Origin of the sequence: Ensifer sp. Root31 (genome assembly GCF_001424825.1) — a bacterium.
Lineage (GTDB): Bacteria > Pseudomonadota > Alphaproteobacteria > Rhizobiales > Rhizobiaceae > Ensifer > Ensifer canadensis.
The window spans coordinates 113,968-140,517 of sequence record NZ_LMCO01000004.1 but is presented as its reverse complement, the minus strand read 5'-3'; the positions used below and the strand labels follow the sequence as shown (position 1 = coordinate 140,517).

General features: G+C 56.0%; 22 protein-coding genes and 5 pseudogenes. 18 read left to right on the top strand and 9 right to left on the bottom strand.

Annotated elements, in window-relative coordinates:
- Window positions 1-838 precede the first annotated feature (838 nt).
- The 5 genes from ASD00_RS06020 (at window position 839) to ASD00_RS06000 (ending at window position 4,312) form a co-directional block, all read left to right on the top strand.
- A complete protein-coding gene (locus ASD00_RS06020) occupies window positions 839-1,270 on the top strand; it encodes a transposase (protein ID WP_063963230.1) in 432 nt (143 codons plus the stop codon).
- Between the two features lie 184 nt (window positions 1,271-1,454).
- On the top strand, window positions 1,455-1,982 hold the full coding sequence (locus ASD00_RS06015) for a hypothetical protein (RefSeq protein ID WP_057205508.1): 528 nt from the start codon (window positions 1,455-1,457) through the stop codon (window positions 1,980-1,982).
- A 587-nt stretch (window positions 1,983-2,569) separates the two neighbouring features.
- A complete protein-coding gene (locus tag ASD00_RS06010) occupies window positions 2,570-3,052 on the top strand; it encodes a pyridoxamine 5'-phosphate oxidase family protein (protein ID WP_057205507.1) in 483 nt (160 codons plus the stop codon).
- Between the two features lie 23 nt (window positions 3,053-3,075).
- Window positions 3,076-3,339 (top strand): hypothetical protein, encoded by a 264-nt coding sequence (locus ASD00_RS06005; RefSeq protein ID WP_057205504.1) that lies wholly within the window; start codon window positions 3,076-3,078, stop codon window positions 3,337-3,339.
- 118 nt (window positions 3,340-3,457) lie between these two features.
- Window positions 3,458-4,312: an NmrA family NAD(P)-binding protein gene (locus ASD00_RS06000; protein ID WP_057205502.1), complete on the top strand. Its 855-nt coding sequence runs from the start codon at window positions 3,458-3,460 to the stop codon at window positions 4,310-4,312.
- Window positions 4,313-4,482: 170 nt separating this feature from the next.
- Here ASD00_RS06000 and ASD00_RS05995 read toward each other — a convergent pair whose 3' ends face one another.
- On the bottom strand, window positions 4,483-4,671 hold the full coding sequence (locus tag ASD00_RS05995; RefSeq protein ID WP_057205499.1) for a hypothetical protein: 189 nt from the start codon (window positions 4,669-4,671) through the stop codon (window positions 4,483-4,485).
- Window positions 4,672-4,959: 288 nt separating this feature from the next.
- On the opposite strand from ASD00_RS05995, the gene ASD00_RS05990 reads away from it, so the two are divergent.
- The 4 genes and pseudogenes from ASD00_RS05990 (at window position 4,960) to ASD00_RS05975 (ending at window position 7,330) form a co-directional block, all read left to right on the top strand.
- Window positions 4,960-5,262 (top strand): helix-turn-helix transcriptional regulator, encoded by a 303-nt coding sequence (locus ASD00_RS05990; RefSeq protein ID WP_057205496.1) that lies wholly within the window; start codon window positions 4,960-4,962, stop codon window positions 5,260-5,262.
- On the top strand, window positions 5,255-6,508 hold the full coding sequence (locus tag ASD00_RS05985; protein ID WP_057205493.1) for a HipA domain-containing protein: 1,254 nt from the start codon (window positions 5,255-5,257) through the stop codon (window positions 6,506-6,508). Before ASD00_RS05990 ends, ASD00_RS05985 begins: the two co-directional genes overlap by 8 nt.
- A 258-nt stretch (window positions 6,509-6,766) precedes the next feature.
- Window positions 6,767-7,007, top strand: a pseudogene (locus ASD00_RS05980) (BrnT family toxin).
- Window positions 7,004-7,330 carry a BrnA antitoxin family protein gene (locus ASD00_RS05975; RefSeq protein ID WP_025431031.1) on the top strand — a complete coding sequence of 109 codons (327 nt, stop codon included), beginning with the start codon at window positions 7,004-7,006 and terminating at the stop codon, window positions 7,328-7,330. The pseudogene ASD00_RS05980 and the gene ASD00_RS05975 overlap by 4 nt, the downstream one beginning before the upstream one ends.
- Window positions 7,331-7,359: 29 nt before the next feature.
- Here ASD00_RS05975 and ASD00_RS41490 read toward each other — a convergent pair whose 3' ends face one another.
- Window positions 7,360-7,623: a DUF4034 domain-containing protein gene (locus ASD00_RS41490; protein ID WP_244496015.1), complete on the bottom strand. Its 264-nt coding sequence runs from the start codon at window positions 7,621-7,623 to the stop codon at window positions 7,360-7,362.
- Window positions 7,624-7,632: 9 nt separating this feature from the next.
- Between ASD00_RS41490 and ASD00_RS41485 the strand changes: the two genes are divergently transcribed.
- A complete protein-coding gene (locus tag ASD00_RS41485; protein ID WP_244496013.1) occupies window positions 7,633-7,932 on the top strand; it encodes a hypothetical protein in 300 nt (99 codons plus the stop codon).
- Between the two features lie 295 nt (window positions 7,933-8,227).
- Here ASD00_RS41485 and ASD00_RS05965 read toward each other — a convergent pair.
- Window positions 8,228-9,577 (bottom strand): annotated as a pseudogene (locus ASD00_RS05965) (methyl-accepting chemotaxis protein); the annotation flags it as partial.
- 1,631 nt (window positions 9,578-11,208) lie between these two features.
- On the opposite strand from ASD00_RS05965, the gene ASD00_RS05955 reads away from it, so the two are divergent.
- The gene (locus tag ASD00_RS05955; RefSeq protein ID WP_063963229.1) at window positions 11,209-12,726 is read left to right on the top strand and encodes a Fic family protein; all 1,518 of its coding nucleotides are present in this window, start codon (window positions 11,209-11,211) and stop codon (window positions 12,724-12,726) included.
- 957 nt (window positions 12,727-13,683) lie between these two features.
- On the opposite strand, the gene ASD00_RS05950 is transcribed toward ASD00_RS05955, so the two are convergent.
- The gene (locus ASD00_RS05950) at window positions 13,684-14,727 is read right to left on the bottom strand and encodes an aldo/keto reductase (protein WP_234908117.1); all 1,044 of its coding nucleotides are present in this window, start codon (window positions 14,725-14,727) and stop codon (window positions 13,684-13,686) included.
- Between the two features lie 125 nt (window positions 14,728-14,852).
- Between ASD00_RS05950 and ASD00_RS05945 the strand changes: the two genes are divergently transcribed.
- From ASD00_RS05945 to ASD00_RS05920, 6 genes are all read left to right on the top strand, one after another.
- Complete coding sequence (locus ASD00_RS05945; RefSeq protein ID WP_057205481.1) at window positions 14,853-15,428, top strand: TetR family transcriptional regulator; 576 nt, start codon at window positions 14,853-14,855, stop codon at window positions 15,426-15,428.
- 282 nt (window positions 15,429-15,710) lie between these two features.
- Window positions 15,711-16,079, top strand: a complete 369-nt coding sequence (locus ASD00_RS05940; protein WP_057205479.1) for a hypothetical protein — start codon at window positions 15,711-15,713, stop codon at window positions 16,077-16,079.
- 226 nt (window positions 16,080-16,305) lie between these two features.
- Window positions 16,306-16,557, top strand: a complete 252-nt coding sequence (locus ASD00_RS05935; protein ID WP_057205477.1) for a WGR domain-containing protein — start codon at window positions 16,306-16,308, stop codon at window positions 16,555-16,557.
- Between the two features lie 156 nt (window positions 16,558-16,713).
- On the top strand, window positions 16,714-17,217 hold the full coding sequence (locus ASD00_RS38425; RefSeq protein WP_082523460.1) for a 2Fe-2S iron-sulfur cluster-binding protein: 504 nt from the start codon (window positions 16,714-16,716) through the stop codon (window positions 17,215-17,217).
- Window positions 17,214-18,236 (top strand): xanthine dehydrogenase family protein subunit M, encoded by a 1,023-nt coding sequence (locus tag ASD00_RS05925; protein ID WP_057205472.1) that lies wholly within the window; start codon window positions 17,214-17,216, stop codon window positions 18,234-18,236. Before ASD00_RS38425 ends, ASD00_RS05925 begins: the two co-directional genes overlap by 4 nt.
- 14 nt (window positions 18,237-18,250) lie before the next feature.
- Complete coding sequence (locus ASD00_RS05920; protein WP_057205469.1) at window positions 18,251-20,527, top strand: xanthine dehydrogenase family protein molybdopterin-binding subunit; 2,277 nt, start codon at window positions 18,251-18,253, stop codon at window positions 20,525-20,527.
- 63 nt (window positions 20,528-20,590) lie between these two features.
- On the opposite strand, the pseudogene ASD00_RS05915 reads toward ASD00_RS05920, so the two are convergent.
- Window positions 20,591-21,154 (bottom strand): annotated as a pseudogene (locus ASD00_RS05915) (ROK family protein); the annotation flags it as partial.
- Window positions 21,155-21,405: 251 nt separating this feature from the next.
- On the opposite strand from ASD00_RS05915, the gene ASD00_RS41480 reads away from it, so the two are divergent.
- Complete coding sequence (locus tag ASD00_RS41480; protein WP_244496012.1) at window positions 21,406-21,942, top strand: hypothetical protein; 537 nt, start codon at window positions 21,406-21,408, stop codon at window positions 21,940-21,942.
- 142 nt (window positions 21,943-22,084) lie between these two features.
- On the opposite strand, the pseudogene ASD00_RS42440 reads toward ASD00_RS41480, so the two are convergent.
- The 4 genes and pseudogenes from ASD00_RS42440 to otsB all read right to left on the bottom strand — a co-directional run bounded on the left by ASD00_RS42440 (window position 22,085) and on the right by otsB (window position 26,519).
- Window positions 22,085-22,791 (bottom strand): annotated as a pseudogene (locus ASD00_RS42440) (endonuclease/exonuclease/phosphatase family protein).
- A gap of 114 nt (window positions 22,792-22,905) precedes the next feature.
- The gene (locus ASD00_RS05900) at window positions 22,906-23,961 is read right to left on the bottom strand and encodes an AI-2E family transporter (RefSeq protein WP_057205464.1); all 1,056 of its coding nucleotides are present in this window, start codon (window positions 23,959-23,961) and stop codon (window positions 22,906-22,908) included.
- Between the two features lie 974 nt (window positions 23,962-24,935).
- Window positions 24,936-25,577, bottom strand: a complete 642-nt coding sequence (locus ASD00_RS05890; RefSeq protein ID WP_057205458.1) for a peroxiredoxin-like family protein — start codon at window positions 25,575-25,577, stop codon at window positions 24,936-24,938.
- 193 nt (window positions 25,578-25,770) lie between these two features.
- Window positions 25,771-26,519: pseudogene (otsB, locus tag ASD00_RS05885) on the bottom strand (trehalose-phosphatase).
- Window positions 26,520-26,550 lie beyond the last annotated feature (31 nt).

The following is a 26,550-nucleotide window of genomic DNA, read 5'->3' as shown; positions in this document are numbered from 1 at the left end:
GATGAAGGCAGTATACAGTTGAAGGCTTTGCAGGGTTTCGGGTGGTCCGCGACGGCTGCGATGGCTCGCATCCTTGGCGAAGATCAACTTATGATCCGCTGATCGAAAGGCAAAATCGGTTTGCCCGAGAGAATGTCTCGTGGGTGGAAAGGAGCGGTTGATTGGTCAAGTGAGCCGGCGAGATTAGGTGGCCCCTCCGGTTGCCAAAAAATCGGAGGAGCCGGGGTCACAAGGTGCAATGTCAGACTTCGCTGACGACCATCCAATCGCGATCGCTGAAGAAGGTTCCAGCATTTGGGAACAAATTTTGCCCGAGCGTCTCAAACTGACATCTTCAGTTTCCTGCGGTCGGATTCTAGAGAGCCACGCCTCACGCCATAGTGTGTGCAAGCAGCGTCACCTCGTCGTTGGTTCCGTGGAATTAACCGAGCTAAACGGTCCGCTCGCTCGCTAGGGCGCGCAACGTCACACCACATGCATACCCCGATCGAAAACGCCCTGCAGGAACTTCAATTCGCCCGGGCTCACCTGCTTGGCTTTTCCCGCAATATCCCGCATCGCAGCCTCCTTATCAGTGGACTGACGGCTGCAAAAGTATATCATAATAACAGCGGATTGGCTGTGCTTCCTCGGCCCGTACCAGTTCTCCGGCCGGTACTGATATTGCTGGATCTGGACACTGAATATCGACAGGGTGCTCCGCTTGACGTGTACTATCGGCTTGGATATTCCAAACCTCTCACTCCGTAGCTGACGATAATGCGTGGATGCACGTCTGGACATTGACGCCCTGAGGCTCTACGCGGGAAAAGCGAATAGTCCAATATGGGAGAATAACATGGTGGATGAGAGTAATATCGAGCAACCCGCAGTTCACGGCGAAACAATCAGCGATAAAATGACACGGAAGCCCGCGGCATCTAAAAGCCAGGACAAGGCATCCCCAGCCAAGGCTCCCGCAGGCAGGTCTGTCAGGCACTCGCAGGAGGAGAAAACAGCAAAGCTCAATCGGATTGAGACCTTGATGCGCGAACGCAAAACCACGCTCAAGGATGCTGTAAGGGATGTTGGTATTGGCGAACAGACCTATTACAACTGGAAAAAGGCGGCCGGTGCCCAGGTCGTAATGCAGCCGAGTAATGAGGCTCTGCCCGACGATCTGGAAGATTTGGTGAAGCTTGAAGAAGAGAACTTGCGACTTCGCAAGAACCTGGCTGAAAAGCTGCGCTCGGAAAATGCCGTGTTGCGCAAACGGCTTGGTTTGGACTAAACACTAGGCTCATGGGCGGCGGCGTCACAACGCCGCTCCGGTCGGGAAGCGTCGGTGTTCTCATGGGGCGCTGTTCCATTCGATCGATCATAAGGATCAGTTCGTAGCGAACCGCACTCGGCGATGGGTGCTCCTTTCGGGTCGCTAATTCTCATTGCTAGTTCGTTGCGGAGTGAAGGCTCATATGAAGCCAAGTAAGAGAAGTTTCGTCGTGGAGTTCAAATCGTCTCGGCGGCGCCCAAAGCCCCAGCCTACGTCGATTTGGGGTGGTACAGATTTTAAGTCGCTTGCTCGCGAGGTGGAAGTTCTCTTGCCTCATGCATCACATCTGGACGAGCCTTTCGTCGAGGCCAGTTCGCCAGCTGACAATTCCGTAAGTTCATTGCCCGTGTTCACTAGGGATCTAACCGCAAGCGCAAAAGAGCTTGAAGGAGAGGCCATCGCAGCGGACGACCGCAAAATTAAACTGCCCCGGAAAATAAGAACGTTACCGCCCCAAAAACAGGCGGCTCTTGGAGAGCAGGCGGCAGAGGTATTGGATAATCTGCCGCGCCTCAATCACAACGCGTCCACTGAAGTTGGTCTCGATTCTGCCTCCCGTGTTGAGCTAGATAAACTTGAACACGAGAATGTGTGGCTGAAGAGATTGCTAGCTGAAAAGCTCCATTCCGAGAATCTCAAGATGCAGAAAATGCTCCAAAGATTCAAGTGATCACCACATAAGCCCACCTACCGCCGCAAGGCGGGCGGGTGGGATCCAAGTGTCCGATGCTATGACAGAACTAGCTGCTCTGTGCTGTCGCCCAATGTGCCCCCAGCTTCTCCGGCTGCTGTCGAGATGAACTCCGCGGCTCTCGACCGCTTCTGTGTCGCCCAGTGGTAGGCAGCCGCTGACCCGGTTCTTTAGCCGTCCGGAAGAGGGCTCCGTGAGCAGGAGCCGTTAAGGATCGTCTTTTGATCTCAGCACGATATGCAGAGCGCTCGCGGTAAGCTCCTTACAGCCACTCCGGCAGAGCGAAGACGACTGATTGAAGCGCATCGGCAAGCCTTGCCGCGCCAGAACCGCTGATCATTGGGAACCTTTCGACCGACAAACGGTTTTTCCGTTTGTCGTCTCCGGCGCCGGGCCGGTCCGCTGTGTCCCATGAAACGAAGTCTGAGGCAAAGCGCAGTCAGGGTGCGCGATGGCGACAATTTTAATGGTCGCTCGCCGCTAGTTTGCGGCTGAGGACATAGGTGTCGTGATAGCCAGGACCGAGCGTCGCCTATGGAACGGCAGACCTCTAGAGGAGAGTTTCTATGACACATGACAAAGATGAGCAGGCAAAAGTCTGGAACCTTGCTGAGAAGATCGGATTCTGCATGCTTGCTACCCAGGTCGGCGATAGCATTCGCTCCCGACCAATGTCTGCACATCCACAGGCGAGCGAAAATGCTTTTTATTTCCTCACGGACGTCGCAAGTCACAAGGATGACGAGATCGAGACAAATCGCTCCGTCTGCCTCGCTTTCGCAGAATCCAAGGGGCAGAAATACGTTTCGATTTCCGGCGCCGCTGAAGTGCTAAATGATCGATCAAAAATTCGCGACCTGTGGGCCACGCCTGCCAAGGCTTGGTGGGATAGCCCAGACGATCCGTCGATCCGTGTCCTCAAGGTCACCCCTGATTTCGCCGAATACTGGGACAGTCCGGGCACGATCGTTAGCTACATTAAAATGGCTGCGGCCGCAGTCAGCCATGTCCGGCCGGACATGGGCGACAACGCCAAGGTCACTATGTGAACGATCCAGGGAGGAAGTGGGTTATGAGCAGTTCAGAAAGTACTACGGACCACGACACGATCCGATCATGGGTTGAAAAACGGCGTGGAACCCCTTCCGTCATCCGCACGGAAGGAAAGGGCGGCGTGCTTCGTATCGATTTCGGAGAAAAAGAGGAAGCTTTTGAAGAAGTCGAGTGGGAGGAATTCTTCAGGATTTTCGACGAGGCGAAGCTCGCCTTCCTCTACCAAGATAAGACAAGCGATGGCAACCTCAGCCGTTTCAACAAATTCGTGGAACGAGGCTGAAGTCAACACTTCGATGAAGCGGATCGCAGCGCTGAGTGATGCAGCGAAATCGAGTCTTGCTTGAGTTGCCGACGGGCTTCCCCGAGGGCAGCATTTTTAGCTTAAGAGGAAGATAAACATGTACGTCGTCCTGGGAGCCACCGGACATGTCGGTTCGAGCGTTGTCGCGGCTCTCGGTTCGTCAGGCGAGCACGTTACCGCCATCGCTCATGATCCGGAAAAGGCGAAAACTATCCAAGGAAACAACGTCGAAGTAGTTATCGCTGACGTGGCAAATGAGGATCGGCTTCACGCGGTTTTCAGGCAGGCAAAACGCGCTTTCCTTCTCAATCCGCCGGCAAGCCGAGCTTCCGATACCAACAGCGAGGAACTCAAAACCGCTCGAAGCATCGCGAGAGCTGTCGGAGGATCAGACCTGGAGAAGGTCGTCGTTGCATCCTCTTATGGCGCTCAGGCTGGCGACGGCATTGGTGACTTATCCGTCCTTTACGAATTTGAGCAGCTTGTGCAAGGAACTGGGGTACCGACCGCGATAAACCGGGCGGCCTATTACTTCACCAATCTGGATAATCTGCTGGAGACAGCTAAAGAGGGACATCTGTCGTCGCCTTTCCCCGGAGATCTTGTGTTGCCGATGGTCTCTCCTGCGGACCTCGCAGAGGTAGCGGCGATACGACTTTCAAGCACCAACAATGACGTCGGTATTAAGTATGTCGAGGGCCCCCGCAGATACACTTTTACGGAAGTGGCGCAAGCCTTCTCAAACGCGCTTGGTCTTCCTGTCGCACTACAAGGGATAGCCCGTCAACGGATCGAAAAGAGCTTCCGAGAGCAGGGGTTTTCCGAGGCCGCCGCCCGCTCCTATGCCCGCATGACCATGGCGACGATTGACGGTGCCGAACTGCCTAACGAGCCGATCCGTGGGAAAGTCACACTCGAAGAGCATGTCAATTCACTCGTCTCGCAGACTTAACCTAAGCGTCGAATGCGTCACTACCCACGATTTCGAGTTTTGCGTGCGCCCGCTTTCCGTGATGATGAATGGTTTCAGCGACAGCGACATCTCCAGCCGACCGAGAGTTTCCCGGCGCCTCACAGGTGCGCGTAGCGGCGCTTTTGGAATTTCATGTTTCGGCATCGACTTCAGGGTCTTTGTTTGTCTCCAGCGCTCTTACCGTCAGAGCTTCTGGAACGCTCCTCAAATCGGTCCTCGCCCTTTGCCAGCGGGCTTCCTTTCTGTCGTTCCACCCGTCTCTCCTCCTTTTCGGCGCTTTCTTTCAAGCCTTTGGCCGACTCTTCGCCTGCGGGCGTTGGTTTTTTGGCCTCTTTCATTTTCAATCTCCAGAGTTTTGTTCCCACAACGGTGGACGCCAGGTCTCGACCAGGAACACAGTTTCCGATTTCAGTTGAACGTCGATACTCGGGCGATGTTCCTCTCACCTCTTCTCCGCGCCGCTGGAGCCGCGCGCTCGATCTGGGAACTGCCTAATCGCTGAGAAAGACGATCCGTAAACGGATCACTTATCTGCAAAGGTCCCCATACATTTCATTCCTCTTGACTGTGGGGGTAGATATTTATACGTATCATTTCGAATGGTATGATATGTCTAGGTATCAAAAATGAGATCAGAGGCTCTACTTGAAATCGGTCGATTGTTAAAGACGAAGCGTAAAGGCTTGGGGCTCACACAAGAGCAAGTTGCCGAGATGGCAGGCATATCGCGTCCTCGGTATCGCGAAATCGAGACGGGGAGCGCCGCGGCCCGTACGACGACGCTGATCAACATTGCTCGCGCCCTCGGTCTCGAAATTATGCTTATCCCTCAGGCGATAGTCCCAGCCGTTGATGCGTTGCTACGACCGAATGACGACGACGATTTGCCCGCCTTCATGTCCCGTCCCGACGGTGACACTGATGTCTAATTCGTCTCTAAATCCCAAATCGGTCTCATCGCTTGAGGTGTTGTTGAACAATCTGAAGGTCGGCACGATCGTCAGGACACCCGGCGATTTCAACGCGTTCAGCTTCGAGGATAGCTATCGCGCTACGGGTGGTTTCCCTGTGCTCAGTCTGTCTTTTCGCGCGGCAACCGGAGGATTGCGCAAGGATCCAAAACCTGTAGCTAGTGCTTTGCCCGCATTTTTTGCCAATCTTCTTCCCGATGACAAACTGCGCGAGGCGATGGAAAAGCACCACGCAGGCAGTGTTCGCGCTGGGAACGATTTCGATCTGCTTGTCGCCCTCGGGTCGGATTTACCAGGTGCTGTCCGCGTCGTACCAAGCGAAGGAGTGGTTGCTAATGCCGACGCTCTGTCACGTCCCGAACCGAAGGCCCGGTTTTCGCTCGCGGGTGTGCAGATGAAACTTTCGGTCGTCAAGAACACGGGCAAGGGTGGGGGCCTGGCCATCCCGCTCGGGGATGAGCAGGGGGCTTATATCGCCAAGTTTCCTTCGACTTCGTTTCCGGGCGTCTCGGAGAACGAATATGCCAATCTAGCTCTGGCCGATGCGATCGGCATGGATGTGCCGGAACGTGAGCTTGTCGAACAATCGGAATTCGCGGGTATTCCGGAGGAATTCAATACGCTGTCCGACGGGAAAGTCTTGCTCGTCAAACGCTTCGATCGCGGCGTGGATGGTGAGCGGATCCATGTCGAGGATTTTGCTCAGGTGTTCGGCATCTATCCTTCGCGCAAATACGAAGGCGCGGCCTATCACGATATCGCCGCTGCACTCGGCGTTGCGGTTTCCTCTTCGGCCGCGCTGGAATTCGTCCGACGGTTGGCTTTGGCCGCCATCACTGGCAATGGTGACATGCACCTCAAAAATTGGTCGCTGATCTATCGCAGCGCCGGCGACAAGCCGGCACTTGCACCGGTCTACGACGTGCTCTCGACGGTTCCCTATATTCCGGCTGATGCTATGGCGCTGCCGCTTGCCGGCGACCGCTCCTTCAAGGCAATGAATGCACAACGGTGGAAGGCCTTCGCTAACCGTTCACGTCTGCCGGAAGCTGCTGTGCTCAAAGCGGTGACCGAGACGGTTGAATGTGTAAACCAGCTTTGGTGGTCCCTGCCTGAACGTGCCGTTATTCCTGAAAAAGTGCTGGAACGAGTCGATGCCCACATAAAGCTTATGACGCCAATACTCGGCACTTGCGCAGATTAGCATTGGGTATCTTCCTGAGGCCTTGGAAATCCGTTCGAATGCCGCATCCGGCGGGGCCTCAAATCGAAACGAGGTGGCCGTCTGGTTTCAGAGCGTTTAAAGCTTTCGCAAGCATCTTCGGATCGTCGCTATTCAGCACGACGTCGTAATTCAAGAGTCGAGCGGCCTTAGCGTCGGATGCGAAATTGTGGTTCATCTCCTCGATTAAACGTATCACGTTTATTCTTGCATTAATGAATAAATGTGATACATAAATGCATGAAGATCACCTACGATAACCACAAGCGCCAGTCCAACATAGCCAGCACGGCTATGACTTTGACGATCTGGACAGTTCTTCATGTCGTCTCTCGTGATCCCGGCAAAGGAAGGCCGCTTCATGGCAATCGGCGTCCTGCGCAACGGCGTTATCGCAGTCGTGTTCGCCCACCTTGGAACCGAAGGCATTTCCATCATTTCCATGCGTGACGCCAGCCAGAAGGAAAGGAACCTACTATGACCAACCAACCCCGCAAGGTTCGCTACCTCTCCGATAAAGAAGAGGCTGAAATCCAACGTAAGATAGCCAGTGACCCCGACGCGCCAGAGGCAACAGATGATCAGTTAGCTCAAGCAAGGCCGTTTGCGGAAGCTTTCCCTGACCTGGCTGAAAGCATCAAGAGGTCTAGAGGGCGCCCGGCTATCGAAAAACCTCGGCAACAGATATCCATTCGGTTGGACCCCGACATCATCGAGCACTACAAGCGCAACTGCGGCAAGGGCTGGCAAAGTCGATTGAACGACGATCTTAGAAAGGTCGCGGGATTGAAGAAAGCCAGCTAACCTCGCCCCCGGACTATCGGGGACGGGTGTCAATTAGGCGATATCTGTTCGGCCTGTGAGCGCGCCGCCGCAAGGGCCGTCAGCCATGCCGGTTCACCGAACGGTCCGTGAAGGTTCGACATCTTTGCTGCGGCGAGTGCGGGTCGGGCCGAAAGTGCAAGCGCCCTCAGCAGATGGGCCGAGCCGACGGACCACACCATCTCGATTGCCCACCAGCGATCCTCGCTGATCTCGCGCGCGAGCTTCTCCGTGCGGATGCGCCATGCCTGGGCGTAGCAATAGGAACCGAACAGGAGATGTGCGTGGTACGGATCGGGCCGGGCAGCATTCCTGCAGCCTATATCTCGATGGTGGGGCGCGATGAGCGCTATAGGAGTGGCGGTTACGGTGGCGATCTCCTTGCCGATTGTCTCAAACGGATTGCCCGAATTGCCGACCAGATCGGGATCGCCGTTGTTCTCCTTGACGTCCTCGAATCTGGCAATGAGGAAAAGACGAGGCGTCGCGTCGAACTCTACGCTGGGTATGGCTTCCAGTCGTTGCCATCGATGCCGATGCGCATGTTTTTGCCTGTCGCGACGATCAAAGGCCTATTGGATTGATCGGCCACGTTCCTTTGCGTGAAGAGAAGTTAAAGCCTTCTTTGAAAGTTTCACCCTTGATCTCGGTCATGGCTGCCTCGATGCCGGCGCGATGCGTTGCTTGAAGTAGCGATCGGCTGAGACAAGGATCCGTGAGCCGAGCAAGCAGCGCGGTTGTCCCTGCGGGTTGATCTCCTCGCTTTTTACGAAATAGAGAGACTACGATGGTGGCGAGCCTTGTGCGTCTAAAGGCCATCGTTGGACGCGCTCCGTTGCTCGCGAGCGCGTCCAAGACGAAATGCTAAATATCAACCTCTCAGAACTCTTCCCAGTCGCTGGTTGCCAGCGCCGCATTGCCGCTGAATGCGGACGCGACCTTACGGTTGAGCGAGCGGGCAGGGGAGGCGACTGCGGAATCAGCGCTGCGGGCAACGCGCGGTGAGCCGGGATGCGTCGCGGTCATGCCTTCGAGCCTGAACTGGCTGACCAGTTCCCGCAGCCTGACGGCTTCCGAGGCAAGTGTGTTTGATGCCGCGTTCGATTGTTCCACCATTGCGGCATTCTGCTGCGTCGTCTGGTCCATCGAATTGACAGCCGTGTTGACCTCGGCAAGCCCCACTGACTGTTCTTTCGCGGATGTGGCGATCGATTCCATGTGCGCGTTGATCTCGACGATGAAGCCGCTGATGGTTTTCAATGCCGAACCGGCATCGCGAACCAGTTTCACTCCGTTTCCGACTTCTGTAGACGAGTTATGGATGAGCCCCTTGATTTCCTTGGCCGCTTGGGCGGACCGCTGGGCGAGTTCCCGCACTTCCTGGGCTACGACGGCAAAGCCCTTGCCGGCATCGCCCGCCCGTGCCGCCTCCACCCCGGCGTTCAGCGCCAGGAGATTGGTCTGGAAAGCAATCTCGTCAATGACGCCGATGATGTTGGAAATCTGTTGTGAGCTTTCCTCGATCTTGCGCATGGCCTCTTCAGCATGTGAGACAACTTGCGCAGATTCGGCAGCCGATTGATTGGCGCGGCTCGCGACATTCTTGGCTTCTTCGGTGCGCTTGCTGGAATTGGCGACGTTGACAGTGATCTCGTCAAGAGCTGCGGCCGTTTCCTCGAGCGAGGCCGCTTGCTGCTCGGTGCGCTTCGATAGGTCGTCCGTACCGTCGGCGATCTCGCGGGTGCCGGTATCGAGCCCAGAGATCGAGTTCGATATTTCGGACATCGTCGTCCCCAGCTGGGAGACGGACTGGTTGAAGTCGCGGCGCAAGGCTTCGAAATCCTGCGCGAAGGCCTCGTTGAGCTGGAAAGCCAGGTCGCCGGAGGCGAGGCGCTTCAGGCCGGCGGCGAGTCCGGAGGTCGCAACGCGGAGGCGTTCGGCTGCATCGGCTTCGGCCTTTTCCTGCGTCGCGATCCGCTCGGCCTCCGCACGCCTGCGATTTTCTTCCGCCTCTTTCTCCAATCGCCTGTTGGCGATCGCGCCTTGCCGGAAAACTTCCAGCGCCTTGCCCATGTCGCCGATTTCGTCATTGTTCTTTGCAAGATCGATCTGGGCGTCCAACTGCCCACCTGCGACGAGGCCCATCGACGCACCGAGTTTGTACATGCCGCCAATGATCCGCTTGAAGGTCACGAGACCGACAATGGCAAGCATCAAAACGAGAGCGGACATGGCAGCGATCGTCAGCGTTCGCCTCATCCACTGCGGCTTGGGTGCGCGCTTCGAGTTTGACGAAGAAGGTATCGACCGGCTTCATGATCTCGGCCTTATAGCGATGGTAGTCCGGCGAGTTAAGCATCTGCGTCGCCTTGCGCTGGGACTCCGGCCCCTTCGTCGCGGCATTGTCCACGAGATCCATCGCCTCGGTTTCCAGCTTGATCAGGGCGTCGGAGCGCTTGCCGGCCTCGTCAAGGAGCGAGAATTCCTCGTCCGTGAAGCCGGCCTGCTTCATCAGGTCGTTTAGGGAAACGGCGACACCATCTGGACGGGGCTTGGTCTCTCCGCTTGCGACGAAGTCCCAATAGATCCGGTGATAGTCTTGCGGGCGCGGCCGTGTACCGTTTCTGATCTCTACGACGGCATTGTATTGTTCCTTGAAAGAAACGTCGCCGGTTTCGGCATATGTCCGCACCAGACGAGTGAGGTCGTCGGACGACTGGCGCAAATTATCGGCAAGCAGATAAGATCGGTACTTCTGGTCGTAGGCCTTTGTCACATCCGTGGCAGCGCCGTCGTATCCCCACAGGCTACCGACCAGGCCCGTAATAGCGACACCGGTGGCGGATGCCAGGATGATGAATTGGTTCTTGATTCTCATGATGGACATTTCTCAACGTGGACATGTCTCTTCTGGCGCGCCGAATTCATTTCTGACGTCATGAAGTCATGTCACACACAAGTGCAATTCCCGAGATCATCGTCGGGTGGCTGAGGGAACGTGATGCAAAATGGTTAGCAAAGTGAGAATCTTTGAATGGATCGGGCATAGAAGCAATATTTTGTCTGAATACAATGTAAAGTTGCACCTATAATTATCTGCGATGCTCCGACATGTCGTAATCCGTTACTTCGTCCACCGGAGCAATACCTCTTTGCGCACACGTTACATGGCCGCCTGCATAGTGGCGGCGGATCGGATTCGCATCTAAGTATTCTGCATGAAGCCCCGATATGCCTCTGGAGTTCGGAGAAGAGTAGAGTCAACGAGGCGTTCCCAGCAGGCGACGTTTTGTCTTCATCGAAGGCGTCCAGTTGGCGTTATTTGCCGTTGGGTGTCTTCCCAGTTCGGAAGCTTCGCAAGGCGGCCTCAAAGCCTCATCAGCGGCATATTTGTAGTTTCAAGAGTGCGGTTTCGGCTCTGTAGCTGAGTGAGTGAGTATATCGATGGCCCAACAATAAAGGCGTTCTTGGACCGTCATGCCTGACCTGCTTGTTGCAACACGCGCTCTGTTTGTTGCTTTTATTCCAGACCGGATTCGCAACACAGGTGGACGGTGTAGCGCGGACCGTTTAGAGCCTTTGTTGCTTTCTTCATAGCTGCGGAGCCTATGGCGCTCGCCGCCTTTCCTCCTGCCGCCTGCGACACGGGGTGTGATCCGGCTTGGATTGTTCGGCGTTGATGCAATCTCGAATACGTTTTTCGACGCTAAGGCATTTTTGCATCGCATTTTTTACGCTCGAATGCATTTTTGAGGGCGCTCTTCCGAAAATGCTTGGCCATATAGCGTTTTTTGACGGTAGAAGGTAAAATAAAACGAATCTTAACAAGCGAATGCGTTTTTGAACGGGCGGGTTCCACGATGAGCGAATTCCCAGTCGGACAGAATTGGCTGAAGACGCATCTGGGCTTGGATTGCCCTGCGCCAGCCGTCGAGTCCTGGTGCGGCCAGACGTCTCGGAAAACATATGTAGAAGAGGGGAGAGTCATTGAAAAGTACCCCCTTGTCTATGCTCCCGAAGAAAGCACTGCAGGAAACCTCAAATTCGCTCTGAAGAATGAAACACTCGACATGGGCGTCATAGCCCAGACCATGAACAAGGTCGATCCGGCAGAGATCGAAGCCTGGGTCAAAACCGAGCCAAAAGGTGCGTTCGCCCGCCGGGCATGGTTTCTCTATGAATGGTTCACTGGAGCACGGCTTTCTCTGCCAGACGCGGGTACCGTGAATTACGTCCATGCGCTGGATGAAAAGAAAAACATCGGCGCGGCCGGCAGATTCTCACAACGCCACAAGGTTGTCGACAACATGCTCGGCGTGCCGGGACTATGCGTCACCGTACGTCCCACGAGGCTGATAGCCGATGCAAGAGCGTCGGAAATCAACAGGCAGGCTCAAGACATCGTAAACGATTGCGACCCAGCACTCCTTGCCAGAGCGATCCAGTACCTGTTCACCAAGGAGACGAAATCCTCCTTTGAGATCGAGCGCGAAGAGCCCACCGCGCAGAGAGCAGAACGCTTCGTTGCCGCGCTGAGGAATACCGCGGCTTTCGATCCGGCGAGCAAACGCGATCTCGTCGAGCTGCAGAATACGATCGTCGATCCGAGATATGCGGCAAACGATTTCCGCGATTTCCAGAATTTCGTCGGGCAGACGATCGGCCCCGGATTTGAAAAGGTCCATTTCATATGCCCGAAACCCGAGGATGTCGAACCGTTGATGGCCGATTGGTCATTGCTGACCAAGCGGCTCAGGGGCATGTCGGACCCTGTGGTCGCGGCGACGGTTGTCGCTTTCGCTTTCGTCTACATACATCCGTTCGAAGACGGCAACGGGCGAATCCACCGCTTCCTGATCCACAACGTCCTGTCCAGAGAAGGCTTCACCCCCCCCGACTTTCTCTTCCCGGTATCCGCCGCCATCATCCGTGACGAAAAAGCATACGGGGCCACGCTTGATACGTTCTCGCGTCCCGCATTGGAAAGAACGGACTGGCGATGGGACAGGGATCACAACATCATCGTCAGGAACGACACCGCCCACCTCTATCGATATTTCGATGGCACTCCATCGGTGGAGTTCATCTATCAGAAGATCGCCGAGACGGTGCAGAAAGACCTCAAGGAGGAACTCGACTACATTCGTTATTTCGATGCCGGCTACACAGCTTTGACCGATGTAATCGATATGCCCAACCGCAGGGCGGCTTTGTTCGTCAAGCTGTGCCTACAGAACGGCCGCATCTCGAAAAAGAAACGCGGCCTGTTCGGGGAGCTGACCGATGACGAGGTTTCGTATCTGGAAGCCGCTGTGGCGGAAGCAGTTCAGCGCGTGAAGGATGGTTTGGATTGCGACGCCGAAGACGATGACACTTAGGAACCCTCGGGACGCACGCCTTGGTGATCGGTCCGAAGGGAGATTTGGCGTCCCGAGGCGAACATGATCGACTCTGGATTGTGATCCGGCGTGCAATATTCAGCGCTGGTTGAAAGACAGCTCCAACGAAGGCTCCAGCACATCGCTCAGATCGTGGCCCAGAATGCGGAGCGCCGAAAAAACCGACGATGACCATTCCGGAAATCGTCACTGGCAGCGAGGAAGAAACAAGATTGACTGGCATCGGGAAATCGCTTGTCCTGACGAGCGCGCCTCTGACGTTCTACCGGAAAAGCAATAGCCGAAACCGTACTATATCGAGGAATTCACGGCGGCTTCAACGGCGATTTAAGCGCAAAAGGCAACACGGACGAAACCGTGGCCATGTTCCAAAGAATGCCGTTTCGGCAATGAAGCTGGGTGAGTGAGCGAAAGATTTGCTTTGGAAGACAATGCTTTGGCGACCTCGCGCACAGGATTAGTTGTTGCAGGAGCGGAAATGGGCGGTTTGTTGCTTTTTCGCTTTCGCTCGATCGTCACCAGGGCCAGGAGGAACAGGGCTTTGAAGGCGCTCGGCTAATCCAGAAAAGCAACACTGCCCAAATGACCGTCCAGTTCCATAATTACTCTTATCTGATTTTATGTAATGAAATAACATGACATAGAACGGTAACAACCGCACTCCTGGCGCGAACACCTCTCGCCAAGCTTGACGCCCGTCGTTCACTGTCCCAGTCTTACGCTTCCCTAGTCCCAGGGCGACAACGGCAAAGCCTTGCCGACGTCGAAAGAACACGTCCATGGAGGGCTGCTTCGACATCGTCGCGGCGACATTGGGCTTCTGTCCGGGAGCCACTCCGTCATCCCCGGGTGGTGAGCCGAGGACTCACCCCGCGAAAACGGAAGCTTCGCCCCGGGCCGAGCATGACGGATGGAAAATTCGGCCGATCAACGGCCTCACTTCACCGCAGCGGCCGGCCAGTCCATCACATCCTCCTTGCCGCCCGCCAGACGACCGCGACTGCCGGTAACGATATCGTAGGGGAAGCCGAGCGGGATGGCGCTGGCGGTATCGAGGCGGGCGATCTGCTCTTCGGTCAGGCGAACATTGAGTGCTGAAAGATTGTCGTCGAGCTGCTCCTTGGTGCGCGGACCGATGATCGGCAGCGTTGAGCCTTTGGCTAGTACCCAGGCGATGGCGATCTGACCGGCAGGAAGTCCGGTTTCCTCGGCAATCGCCAGAACCACGTCAACGGTTGCCGTCTTGCGATCGTCGCTTTCACCATGGATGACCGCGCCGAGCCCTTGCGCCCTGCCCGTCTCGCCCTTGCGATATTTTCCGGTGAGGAGACCACCGCCAAGCGGTGACCAGCTAACGGTGCCCAGTCCAAAGGCATTGGCCATGGGGATCAGCTCGCGCTCGACGGTGCGTTCCACGAGGCTGTATTCGATCTGCAGCGCCGAGATCGGCGACCAGCCGCGCAGGTCTGCCAAGGTGGCGGCGGTGGCGACGCGCCAGGCTGGGAAGTCCGACAGGCCGGAATAGAGGATCTTGCCGGAACGGGAGAGGTCATCAAGGCCGCGGACGATTTCGTCGATCGGGGTGACGGCATCCGGCATATGCACCCAGAGAAGATCGATGCGATCGGTGTTCAGGCGCTTCAGGCTGGCTTCCACGGATTGAATCATCGCCTTGCGGCTGTTGCCAGTGCGCTGCAAGCCGCTGGTCGGCGCATCGCCCAGCGAGAACTTTGTAGCGAGCACGATATCGTCGCGCTCGCTAGTGATGAATTCGCCGGTCAGCGTTTCCGAGTGGCCGAACTGATACTGGTCGGCCGTATCGATGAAATTGCCGCCGGCGGTGCGGTAACCCTCGAATATCTGCTTCGCAGTCTCTCGGTCCGCGCCGTAGCCCCAGCCGGTGCCGAAATTGCCGGTGCCCAGCGCCAACGACGAAACGCGAAGGCCGGTGCGGCCGAAAACTCTATAACGCATGCTCATGTGCTTCATCCTTCTAAAAAGCGTTTCCGCCCGGTTTGTTTATTTAAATGACGATCGTCATGCATTGCATTTAAATGACGGTCGTCATATAAATTGTCAAGGGTATTTTCCGAAAGGAGTTGCGCATGCGTCCGACCAAGGAACAGGCAAAGGATAACCGGCAGCGGATTCTCGATACGGCAGCAAAGCTGTTTCGCGAGAATGGCATCCATGCCGTCGGTGTCGATGCCGTCATGAAAGGGGCCGGCCTCACCCATGGCGGCTTCTACGGCCACTTCAAATCCAAGAGCGATCTTGCAGAGCAAGCGCTGGCCCATGCGATGCAGAACATGCTGGGCGCCGATGCCCTCAGTGGATCGTTGGACGATTTCGCGAAATCCTATCTTTCACCAGAGCATCGCGCCGCCGTTGGAGCGGGATGCACCGTGGCCGCTCTTGGGCCGGAGCTCGCAAGACTGCCGGAGGCGGAGCGAGGCCCGGTGACAGATCATATCCGCGGGTTGATCGCCCATATGGAGAACTGGCAGACGGAGAGTGGTTTCAAGCCTGACCGCAGCCAAGCGATCGCGGATGTCGCAAGCTTCGTCGGCGCTCTCGTCATGTCCCGGGCGGTGAACGATCCCGTCTTGTCCGACGAGATTCTGGAGAGCGTGCGCGACCGGGTGACCGGAAAGGCCCAGGACCAACCGATTTCGGCGTAACACGACGAAGACCGCATAGCTCCCTCATGCGATCTGACGTCGAGAAGGCGGATCTCCGGGATTAGCATGACGCGAATCCCCTTCCCCGGAGTCCTGGACTCTCACGGGCGGCGGCTGTTCGCCGACCCAGAAATCTTGATTTCGTAGGTGCGCCTACCAGCCCGAGGTTCGAAATCGCATACCAGATCCAGCCCTTACCGCTGCTGTCTTGGTCAAGCGGTCCAAGACTTCCAGGCGGGGAGTTCGAGACGCAAGACCAAGCCGCCAGCTTCACGCACGCAGATGCCCTTCAAGGATTGCTGTCGCTCTCTCAAATCGCTCCCGAAGAATCCGATCAATATGCACCATCAACCTGGTATCAAGGCGCCCGATCTCCTCGATCCGACGACGGCTGCGATCGCCATACGAGGCAAGTTTCTTGCCGATGCCGATAGGACCGCTCCAGTGCGATGTCCGTCTTCGTCGCTGTGTCAGGTCGGATCCATCGCCGCCCGCGACACCGTCATCGTGACCGCCAAGAACACCTGCTCGATCCAAAAGCATCCGTTTGGACAGGCTGATTTCCTCAACCTAAACAATCTTTTTGAATCCAAGATTATCTGGCGACGCTCAGGCGCGGATCACGCTTTCGTCGGGCATCGGCTCTCCTAGGTCCAAAGTTTGTGTATGAATTCTGATCAGTAAGCGCCCGCAACACATTCATTCCGCCGGAAGAAAGGGTTTCGCTGCCGCGGTCCCGTTCTCCATCGCTGCACCGGCGCATTAGATTCTCCGTTGTTTCTGAACGGGCGTTTACATCAACAACGTGAATCAGTTCGCCCCAACCGATTCAAAAGTCTGATTGGACGCGGAATCTTGAACACGTGATGCTGTGTTCATGACCCAGCAGTGCTCCAACCTATACTTTCAACGGATAGATCCAAGCCGCAACATGGCGCGCTATTATATGTTGTCGATACAGCCGACGCTGTTTGGCGAAGTTTCCCTCATTCGAGCTTGGGGGCGTATCGGTACGCGCGGCCAGGAGATGAGCCACCACTTTGCATCCGAGACGGACGCTTTGGTGCTTCTTCGGAAAATCGTCCGCCGGAAGTCCGCGAAGGGCTATGTTTTCAAGGGAACTTGTTGAAAATCACTAGGATACTGCTGTTTTCGCGGAAAACCGATGATTGTTGACATCGGCGCGACGGGGAAACATTCGTCTGGCCTATTGGAACATTCTTAAGCGACTGCCGTTTGGCCCAGAGCAGCAGTGAAAGGGTTTCCCGTGATCACACGCTCGTCGATGCACGCACCAAAGTGCGCGGTATCATTCATGGTCAACGGCCAAACAACAAACGTCGAAATCGCCCCATGGATTACGCTGCTGGATCTGCTGCGCGGTCCGCTCGAGCTTACGGGCACTAAGAAGGGCTGCGATCATGGACAATGCGGCGCATGCACGGTCTTGATTGATGGTGAACGCATAAATTCCTGCCTTAAGCTCGCCGTATCGCTGGATGGGGCTGATATAAGGACGATCGAAGGCTTCGGCACTCCGGATGCTTTGCACCCGATGCAACAGGCTTTTCTTGATCACGATGCGTTTCAATGCGGCTACTGCACGCCAGGGCAAATTTGTTCCGCGATAAGCCTGGTCAATGAAGGCCGAGCGTATTCACGCGCCGAGATCCGTGAACTGATGAGCGGTAATCTCTGCCGGTGCGGCGCCTATACCAACATCATCGACGCCATCGAAACAGTCTTGCAGTCGAATGGTCGGCATAAATCGGACGGATCCGGACGATGAAGCCGTTTTCCTACACCCGGCCCGAATCCGTGGAGAATGCGATACGCGCGCTTTCAGCCAATCCGCGCGCTTTCGTCCTCGCGGGCGGGACCAATCTCGTTGACTTGATGAAATACGATGTTGTGCATCCAGAAGCGATCATCGACATCAACCGCCTGCCGTTGAAAGACATCGAAGAGTTGCCCGATGGCGGGCTGAGGATCGGCGCGCTGGTCAGCAATTCGGCGCTCGCCCATGATCGACGAGTGATAAATCGCTATCCCCTACTCACAAGCGCCATTCTGGCTGGTGCATCACCACAATTGCGAAACGCGGCTACGACCGGTGGTAATCTTCTGCAACGAACCCGTTGCTACTACTTCTACGATCCTGCCACGCCTTGCAATAAGCGCCGTCCCGGCTCGGGCTGCTCTGCGCGCGGCGGCTTTAATCGAAATCACGCTATCCTTGGTGCGAGCGAAAGCTGCATCGCAGTTCATCCGTCGGATATGTGCGTTGGCCTGGCCGCCCTGGGAGCGACAGTCGAGGTTATAGGACCGAAAGGCCAACGTTGTATTGCGCTGGCCGACTTCCACCGGCTTCCCGGCCAGGAGCCAGACCGGGACAACTCATTGGAACCTGGCGAAATCGTCGTCGCGATCCGACTCGAGCCTAACCACTTCGTCGCGCACAACAGCTATTTGAAGCTGCGTGACCGCCTCTCCTATGCCTTTGCGCTCGTCTCCGTTGCCGCAGCAATTGATCTATCCGACGGACGCATCGTTGATGTGAGGCTGGCCCTCGGGGGGGTGGCGCACAAACCTTGGCGAGACCCTCTGGTTGAGGCGGAGTTCGCTGGGGAAATGGCGGAAGATGCAACGTTCCGCCGTCTTGCCGACAGGCTGTTGACCGGCGCCAAAGGATACGGTGACAACGATTTCAAAATAGTGTTGGCGAAGCGTGCCATTGCGCGTGCACTGACCGAGGCGGCGACGCGTCCGTCCCAATCTCAGGGGAATGGGCCGCGACAGACACGATAGTAAAGGGCTTTTACATGCTACGCGAAAACAAAGCGGTCGGCGCGCCACATTCACGCGTGGATGGCCCGTTAAAGGTAACCGGTCAGGCGCGGTATGCCGCGGAATATTTTGACACAGGCTTGCTGTTTGGATGCGTGGTGTCCGCCAATATTGCAACGGGTAAGATTGCCTCGATCGACATAGACCATGCGGCCTGCATGCCCGGCGTCGTGAAGGTCTTCACGCACGAAAACCGCCCGGCGGTCGCTTACCGAAATAGCAAGTGGAAGGATCAGGTCGCACTGCCCGGTCATCCCTTCCGCCCTCTAGAAAATGACCGCATACTTTTCGACGGTCAGCCCGTGGCACTTGTGGTTGCCGACAGCTACGAGGCGGCACGAGATGCAGCGAGCTGCGTCCGGGTACACTATCTGCCCAACCGTCCGCAAACTGATCTTGAGCGCAATCTCGACGAAAGCTACGTGCCGCCAGTGCCCCGCTCTGAGCAATCTATGCCGCCGCCGCCTCGCGGCGATGCGCACGCTGCCTTCGCAGCCGCGCCATACAAGATTTCCGCCGAATACCGGATGGATGGTGAACATCACAATCCGATGGAACTGTTCGCCACGACAGTGATACGAAATGGCAACGGCGATTTGACCGTGTATGACAAAACCCAGGGCTCGCAGAACTCCCACGAGTACATTTGCAATGTATTCGGGTTAGCGTCCGAAAAATTAACGGTGAAGAACAGTTTCGTAGGAGGTGCTTTCGGGCAGGGATTGCGGCCGAAGTACCAACTCTTTTTGGCTGTGATGGCGAGCCTTGATCTGAAACGATCGATCAAGGTCGAGATGAGCCGCCGCGAGATGTTTTACCTGACTTGGCGGCCCTCTAGTTTCCAACAGGTCTCCCTTGCAGCCGATGGAAATGGAAACCTGATATCGGTCATGCACCACGCCGTCCATTCGACGTCCCGTCATGAAGATTACCAGGAAAACGTCGCTAATTGGTCCGGCCTCGCCTACCATTGCGAAAACGTCAAGATTACGTATGAAATCGTCAAGCTCGACGTTTCTACTCCAGGCGATATGCGCGCGCCCGGGGCGGCAACAGGTGTAACGGCCCTTGAGGTGGCATTTGACGAACTCGCTTTCGCCACAGGAACTGACCCATTGGATTTCCGCATCCGCAATTTCGCCCATCGGGACCAGAACCAAGACAAGGAAATCACCTCCAAGGCGTTGATGGCTTGTTACCATGAAGGCGCTTCACGCTTCGGATGGTCAGGGCGTTCGGCAGAACCGCGCTCGATGCGCGAGGGAAATGACCTTGTGGGTTGGGGAATGGCAACGGGCTTATGGGAAGCTAAAATGTCGCCAGCTCAAGCCAAAGTGCGGGTTTCTTCTGATGGCAAGGTCTACGTCTCGGCTGCCGCTTCCGATATCGGGACCGGCACCTATACGATCCTCGGCCAGATTGCCGCTGATTGCTTCGATGTTCCAATTGACAACGTCACCGTGGAGATCGGGGACTCTTCTCTTCCTAAGACGGCCGTCGAAGGCGGATCCTACACAGCTGCATCATCTGGTACTGCCGTCCAGGCAGCATCAAAGCGTGTCATTGAAACTCTCCTCAAGCATGCGCATGTCATGTCTGGCACGCCGCTAAAACACGCCGCAGCCAAGGAAGTCGAAATTGCCGAGGGTCGCCTCGTTCTCAAGACCAATCACCAGCTCGGTCTGGCTTTGTCCGACATCATGAGCTTTGTTGGCGTCTCGGCCATCGAAGAACTTGGAGTAGCCGGGCCAGACAAGAAACTCGCCAAGACATTTGCTGCCTACACCCATTCAGCCGTGTTTGCCGAGGTCAAGGTGGATGCTGATCTCGGCGTTGTTCGCGTCACGCGAGTTGTCAGCGCCATTGCCGCGGGCCGCATCCTTAATCCCAAGACCGCTCGAAGCCAGATTCTGGGCGGCATTGTGATGGGAATTGGCATGGCGTTGCATGAAAATGGGATGATCGACCACCGCATCGGCCGGATCGTCAACCATAACTTGGCGGAGTATCACGTGCCCACAAATGCCGATATCGACGGGCTTGAGGTGATTTTTGTCGAGGAGGATGACAACAAGGTGAGCCCCATCGGAGCAAAAGGACTGGGCGAGATCGGCATTATCGGTGTTGCCGCTGCCGTTTCAAATGCGATATTTCACGCAACAGGGACTCGTTTCCGCGACTTTCCCATTACTATCGACAAGTTAATAATGAGCGGCACGTCGAGCGACAACGGGCCTCGGCATCACCTCTGATGTAACCTATGCCACTTTATTGAGTTCAGGCTTCGTGGAGAAATGCGCGTTACCCAAGCCTGTTCAAATCGTCAATACGCCCCAGTTTTGTGCATCATCGAGAAAGGGAAGCTGCGACAACCCTTGTACGACGGCGGCGTCATTGTGCATGACGAAAAAACTGTCTTGGTCTCCAATCTTCGGTACCGCACGTCGCAAGACCTCGGGCAGGTTGAAGCTTTCGCTCTCCCAGTTGCCCCCCGGCAGATTTTGCGCACCGCGGGTAATCGAGCCCGTTTCTTCGATGATCCCGGGACAGGCGATGCCGACTGCTGGAGCGAGATCGAGCTTTTTCTTTCGCGCATATTCCACCATATGCCTGAGCATCGCGGCGACCTTTTCAACGCACGTGGTCCGGTTCGGCTCATCGTCGGCGTGCCGCCATACGTGCGATTTGCCAACCTTCGCATGAGCAAAATTCTTAGCCTTTTGCGTGTTCAGTTCGACGACACCAACCCGAATATTGGTTCCACCGATGTCCACAGCGAGGATCGCTTGGTGCCCTTTGAGCATCCAATGAGGTAAAAGATGCACGCTTCCGATCAGCCCCGCGTCGTCGGGATGATGACGAATTATATTGAGCTCCATTGCTGAACCTTGCTTCCCTCATGCTAAGCCCTGTTTGAAAATCCACGTTCTTCGTCGTAGCGTCGCCCGCTCAGAGGATAGTTGTCCTCATTCGAGGAAGAGCGTCTACTCTGGGCATAGCTACCGCGGGTACTGTATCCCAATTCGTCGGTGCTCCAAGCGCTGGGATCGCATTTGTCGAAACCAAACCGTGGGTCACATCGCGGCGTGCCTTCGGGTGATAGATAGCGGCGTCCCCTTTCCATCCCCGGATGATCGTCACGCTGGGCTTCATAGTCGCGCCCGTAACGTTCCTCGCGTTCGTAACGATCCTCTGCCATCGCGAGTTCCTCCTTTTGATCTGCCAAAACATCGCAATCGCGGTCCTGTTCCGCATAGATCAAAAAAGATTGCTTCGGGCAGTTCGAAGGATCCGGCTGCACGTTCCGGCCATGCACCCAATCATCACGACGATGTGTTTAGCTATGCGGAACGTTGTTGGCGGTTCTCAGTTTGGCAAGGTGTTCAAGGCATTTTTTAAACAGGAGTTCATCATGCTCAGGAAACTTTTAGTGGGAGCGTTTTTATGCGTTCTCGTGGCGCCTTCTGCTTTTGCTCAGTCCGATATCACCTGTAACCAGGCGGCCATGACGAAGCTTGAGACAGACGTGAAGGCCATCACCGATGAGATGAAAAAGGACTACGCCAACAAGGAGTTGGCGATGGCGAAGCAAGCCCTTGCATCGAATGACGCTGACAAATGCAAGACCCACATGTCGAACGCAATGAAGGGAAATGACCCGATGTGATCGTCCCAAATCACTGTGCGCAAGCAGTGCGGATCGCGCCTCAGATCGCGATCCGACGGCAGCAGTGAGATATCTTGACAATGCGTTTATATAATTGACGGTCGTTGTCCAAACGGATCAACCGACCACCCATCTCAAGAGTTCAAGTTGAAGCGTGCAAGGATCGGGAGATGGTCAGACGCGCGTCTTGCTGGAGCGCAGTGATCACCTCAAGCGATAGGAGCTCAGGTGCGCCCGAGTGCATGACATGATCGAGCCGCAACAGAGGATAGAGCGACGGGAAAGTTGCCAACGAACGACGCGACCCGGTCTGGGCAACGAGGACCTCTTTGAAGCGTTGCAATTCGCGCGAACCGGGAAGCGCATTCAGATCGCCAACAAAGACCGTCGGGTTGTCTCGACAACGCTGATTACCCAGCCAGTCAGGTCCCAGCAAGTCCATGGTCTGTGCGAGACGTTCCCTCTGTCTGAGGCCGCAATGGGTATTTAAAACGTTCAGTCGGGAATCGCCAAAACGGACTCCACCCACAATGCGCCGCGAGGTTCCCCAATCGACGGCAAGGGCCCTGCACGCACCAGCTCCGAAGGGTGTGCTGTCATTATGGCATCTCCATATTGCTCTTCTTCCAAATGTAGGGCCGGATGGAAGTGCGATTTCATCCGAAGATGTTCGGCTATAGCTTCTGCCTGATCGGTGGTCTGCGTACGCGCGCGGCCCACATCCAGCTCCTGGAGGGCAATCACGTCAGGATCGCAAGTGGCAATCACCTCTGCGACGCGCTTGATGTCCAGTCGGCGATCCGTGCCGATGCAAGTGTGAACGTTATATGTCAGAACAGAAAATTCCATGCGGGAGATCCGATGTGGTTGGTCATTGAAAATGAAACAGGCGCAAGCGGGTTGGCGCCGTCCCTATGGTCGTCTCCTGAAGAGAGCTTGCGTGAGGTCGCCGTCATGCAAGAACTACAACTTCGGTGTCTTTGCTTGCGCCTCCTCCGTGAAGATATCCCACGCCGATATGAAAAGGGCGGCTATCAAAGGACCGATAACAAATCCATTGGCGCCAAGCACAGATAGGCCCCCCAGCGTTGAAAGCAGCACCACATAATCTGGCATTCTGGTCTCCTTGCCGACAAGCCGGGGACGCAACAGATTGTCCACGAGCCCGATTACCAGGAGGCCGACTGCGACGAGCACAACGGCTTTCAACCAGAGTCCGATCAAACCGAGGTAGATGGCCGCCGGTACCCATATAAGGGAGGTGCCCAGTATTGGGATTAACGAGACAAAGAACATTACGACAGACCAAAGCAAGGCTGGTTCGAGGCCCAGCAGCCGGAAGGCCAGTCCCCCGATGAAGGCTTGAACCAGCGCTATGACTAGGGTCCCACGCACCGTTGCGCGCACAACTGAAGTAAACTTGACAGAAAACTGGCGTGTATTCTCCTCGCTAAGCGGAACGACGCGGCGAAAGGCTCCGACCAGATCGCGACCATCACGGAAGAAGAAGAACAACAGATAGAGCATAAGGCTCGCCGAGACCAGGAACCCAAAAGTCCCCTGCCCGAAGCTCAAGGCTCTTTCGGCGAAGAAACTCCCACCTTCCATCAGGCCTGAGGATAATGACGCGTTCAGCTCGTCGAAGCTCTTAAACTCAAAGCCTTGAAACCACCTGCCGACGGATGCAGGAAGAGCATCCTCGATTTTGCGCGCAATGGGTTCGAGATCGATCGCACCGCTTTTTATCCGAGTGTAGAGTTTGCCACCTTCCCTAAACAGCGAAACGATGACAGCCAGTCCGGGAACGACGACCAGGCAGACACAGATACTAAGGCTGATTGCTGCCGCCGCGTTTGAGTGTGGACCGAGCATGCGGGCAACGCGGCTGTGTAAGGGATGGAACATGATCGCCAACACAACTGCCCAAAGAATCGCCGAATAGAATGGAGCCACAATGGCAGCAAAAGCCACCGTCACCAGGGCGAGAAGCAGATAGAAAAAGAAGCGGTGTTTAGTCATCAACGCCTTTCCACTGTGCGGACCTCGAAAAACTGGCCAGTTTGCGCCGAACTTCTCGAGCCATCAGGTGAAACGCGTGTGAGGGAAGATCGTTGCCCGACACCGTAGCCAACCTTCGTCCTTCGTTTGAGGTTGTATCGCACCAAGTGAGGCCGCCACTTGAACGCAGCAACGCGACCCCTCGCCGATGCTATCCGTGAGTTGACGGGCAAATCCGTGATCGACGCTACTAATCGAACTCGGTGTCTGCCCGGGTTGTTCCGGTTTGCCGTTGAAGACTTGCCTGACGGTTTGCGACGCTGAAATCTGGAGCATCAAGTGCAATGTTGATACAAGCTCGTCTTCCGCGACAGGTTTTTGAAGCCGTAACATAGTGGAAAATTCGGATGGTATGATCTGGTGAGCATAACCTGTCAGGAAAAAGAACGGGACTGCTCGCTCCTTGAGCCACCTGGCAATTTCGAAACAGGGGCCTTTGCCCATGTTGATGTCAACTACGGCCCCCGAAATCTGACTGGTGGCGATTTGTTCCAGGCAAGAATGGACGGAGGGAAAAGGGCCAACCACTATCGCGCCGGTTCGTCTGATAATGCCGGAAATTTCATCTGCCTGAAGATACGAAGTACGCGCCAAAAAGTTCACATACGGACTTTGCGGATCTTGATGCCTCCGGCGCTCCTCCCCTACCGGCTACTGGGTGCGAAATGGCGTTGGAAACACTGATGCGAGTAATCCGCGACAATGCTCAGCGCGGCTATTTTTTCAGAGATCCCCGCCCGTGGAGTGGGTGGGAAATCAGACACTCAACCGGACCATAGCTTCGGTGGTCACGAATAATTCGGACACGTAGCTCGGAAATGTTTGGCGGCAATAGCGGGGATGCTGACAAGGCCCGGAAGAAAAAGCGTCCCAGATTCATTCCCCTCTTCGAAGAAGAGCAGGCGCGCTTTCAATGCAAGTTCAGGACGCGGAGCCTAATGGGCCACCTGGGAGGCTGCCGACATCAATTCCTCGGGATTGGGCGCGCTGAATGTTTGGAGGCCACCCTTCAGAACTTCAGTGAAGCTCCAGCGTATGATGCCCTCCCGATCAATCAGGAACTGACCGACAAGTTGCCCCTGGTCGGAAGTCATCATCTGCTGATCGGCTGCGGTAATTTCATATCCTTCCCTCTTATTGATAAACTCGTCCATTGCCATCACGTCCATTGGCTCAGGCAACTCGCCCGGGAGGTCGATCCGTATCGCCATGACCGTGGCCATTCCGACTTCACGCAAGCCGAAAGCATGGTGCGAAGCCCGCACCGGGTCGGACGCTGCAAGAACTTCGGGAATCGGATGGTAACGGAAATAGAGTCGGGCGCGTTCGACCGGGGTGTTTACGACCGCTAGAGTTTGAACGCCCTTTTCACGCAGGGCCGGGTTAAGCTGTGCCATCGCCGCGACATGGCGCCGGCAGAACGGACAGTGCAAGCCTCGAAACAAACCAATCAATAATGGATTACGGCCACGAAAATCTTCGAGCGCGATCTTGCCGTCGCCCGAGATCGCATCGAGCACGACATTCGGCGCCCGGTCACCCGGCTGCAGCGGGCGGTCGACGCTGCTCATGGGCATGGACAACCTCCTGGCCCGGCTCAGTCAAAAAAGGCAGCGGCACTCGCGCGGTCTAAAAACTTCCCGCCCGAGGCTTTGCAATCGGATCATAGCACGGAAAGTGCCTCTGCGGTTCGCCGATTTTGCTTCCGCAGCTTTCTGCCATCGAAGAAATGATCAGTTCCTGTTTGCTTTGTGACGCTGCCGGCGGCGGTCAGCTATTCTCCATGGCAAAAGCTAAATAATCGCGCAGATCTTGCGGCGACTGGATCGTACCGCGTGCGCATGAAACAGCTGATGGGCGCCCGATTCGGATCGAGTAACCACCCATCGCGTTAGCTGTCGCAAACATCGTTTCATCCGTGAGGTCGTCACCGATTGCAAGTGGCCGCCTGCCACGAAATGGAGGATTGGTCATGAAGCGCTCAAGGGCATCGGCCTTGGAAGTCCCAGCAGGGCGAGTTCGCACACCCTTTTTCCCATTTGCAGGGTCCAGTCTGGTCCTGCTTTCTCAGCATAACGCCTCATTAACGCTTCGACTTCCTGCTCAAAACTCGGCGCGAGCCTATAATGGAGGGCGACCGGGGCACCCTTATCCTCGACAAGGACATCCGGCATGTTTTGCGCTTCAGCCAGTAGGTTCCCCTTCAGTATGGCGAAAGCTGTCGGCGCCTCTAAAAGGAGGAGATGACCATCAGTACCGCGCATTTCACCGCCATGTAATCCGGCGATGGGGGACTCAATAGGGCGAAAAAGCTCATCCGCATACAGGAGCGCGCGTCCCGTCACAATCGCAAGCGCGCCATCCATTCGGGTAGAGAGATGGTGCAGGTTCTCGGGAAGCTCCGCGGGAACGTGAATTGCATCGGGCGTTGGTGCCAAATCGAGCAATGTCCCGTCGATGTCCAAAAAGAGCGCCCAAGCAAGGGGGTTTTCAACCAGGTCGCGCAGGGCGGCATCCAGTGCAGGTGTCTTGCGTGCGAACGGTAGCTTG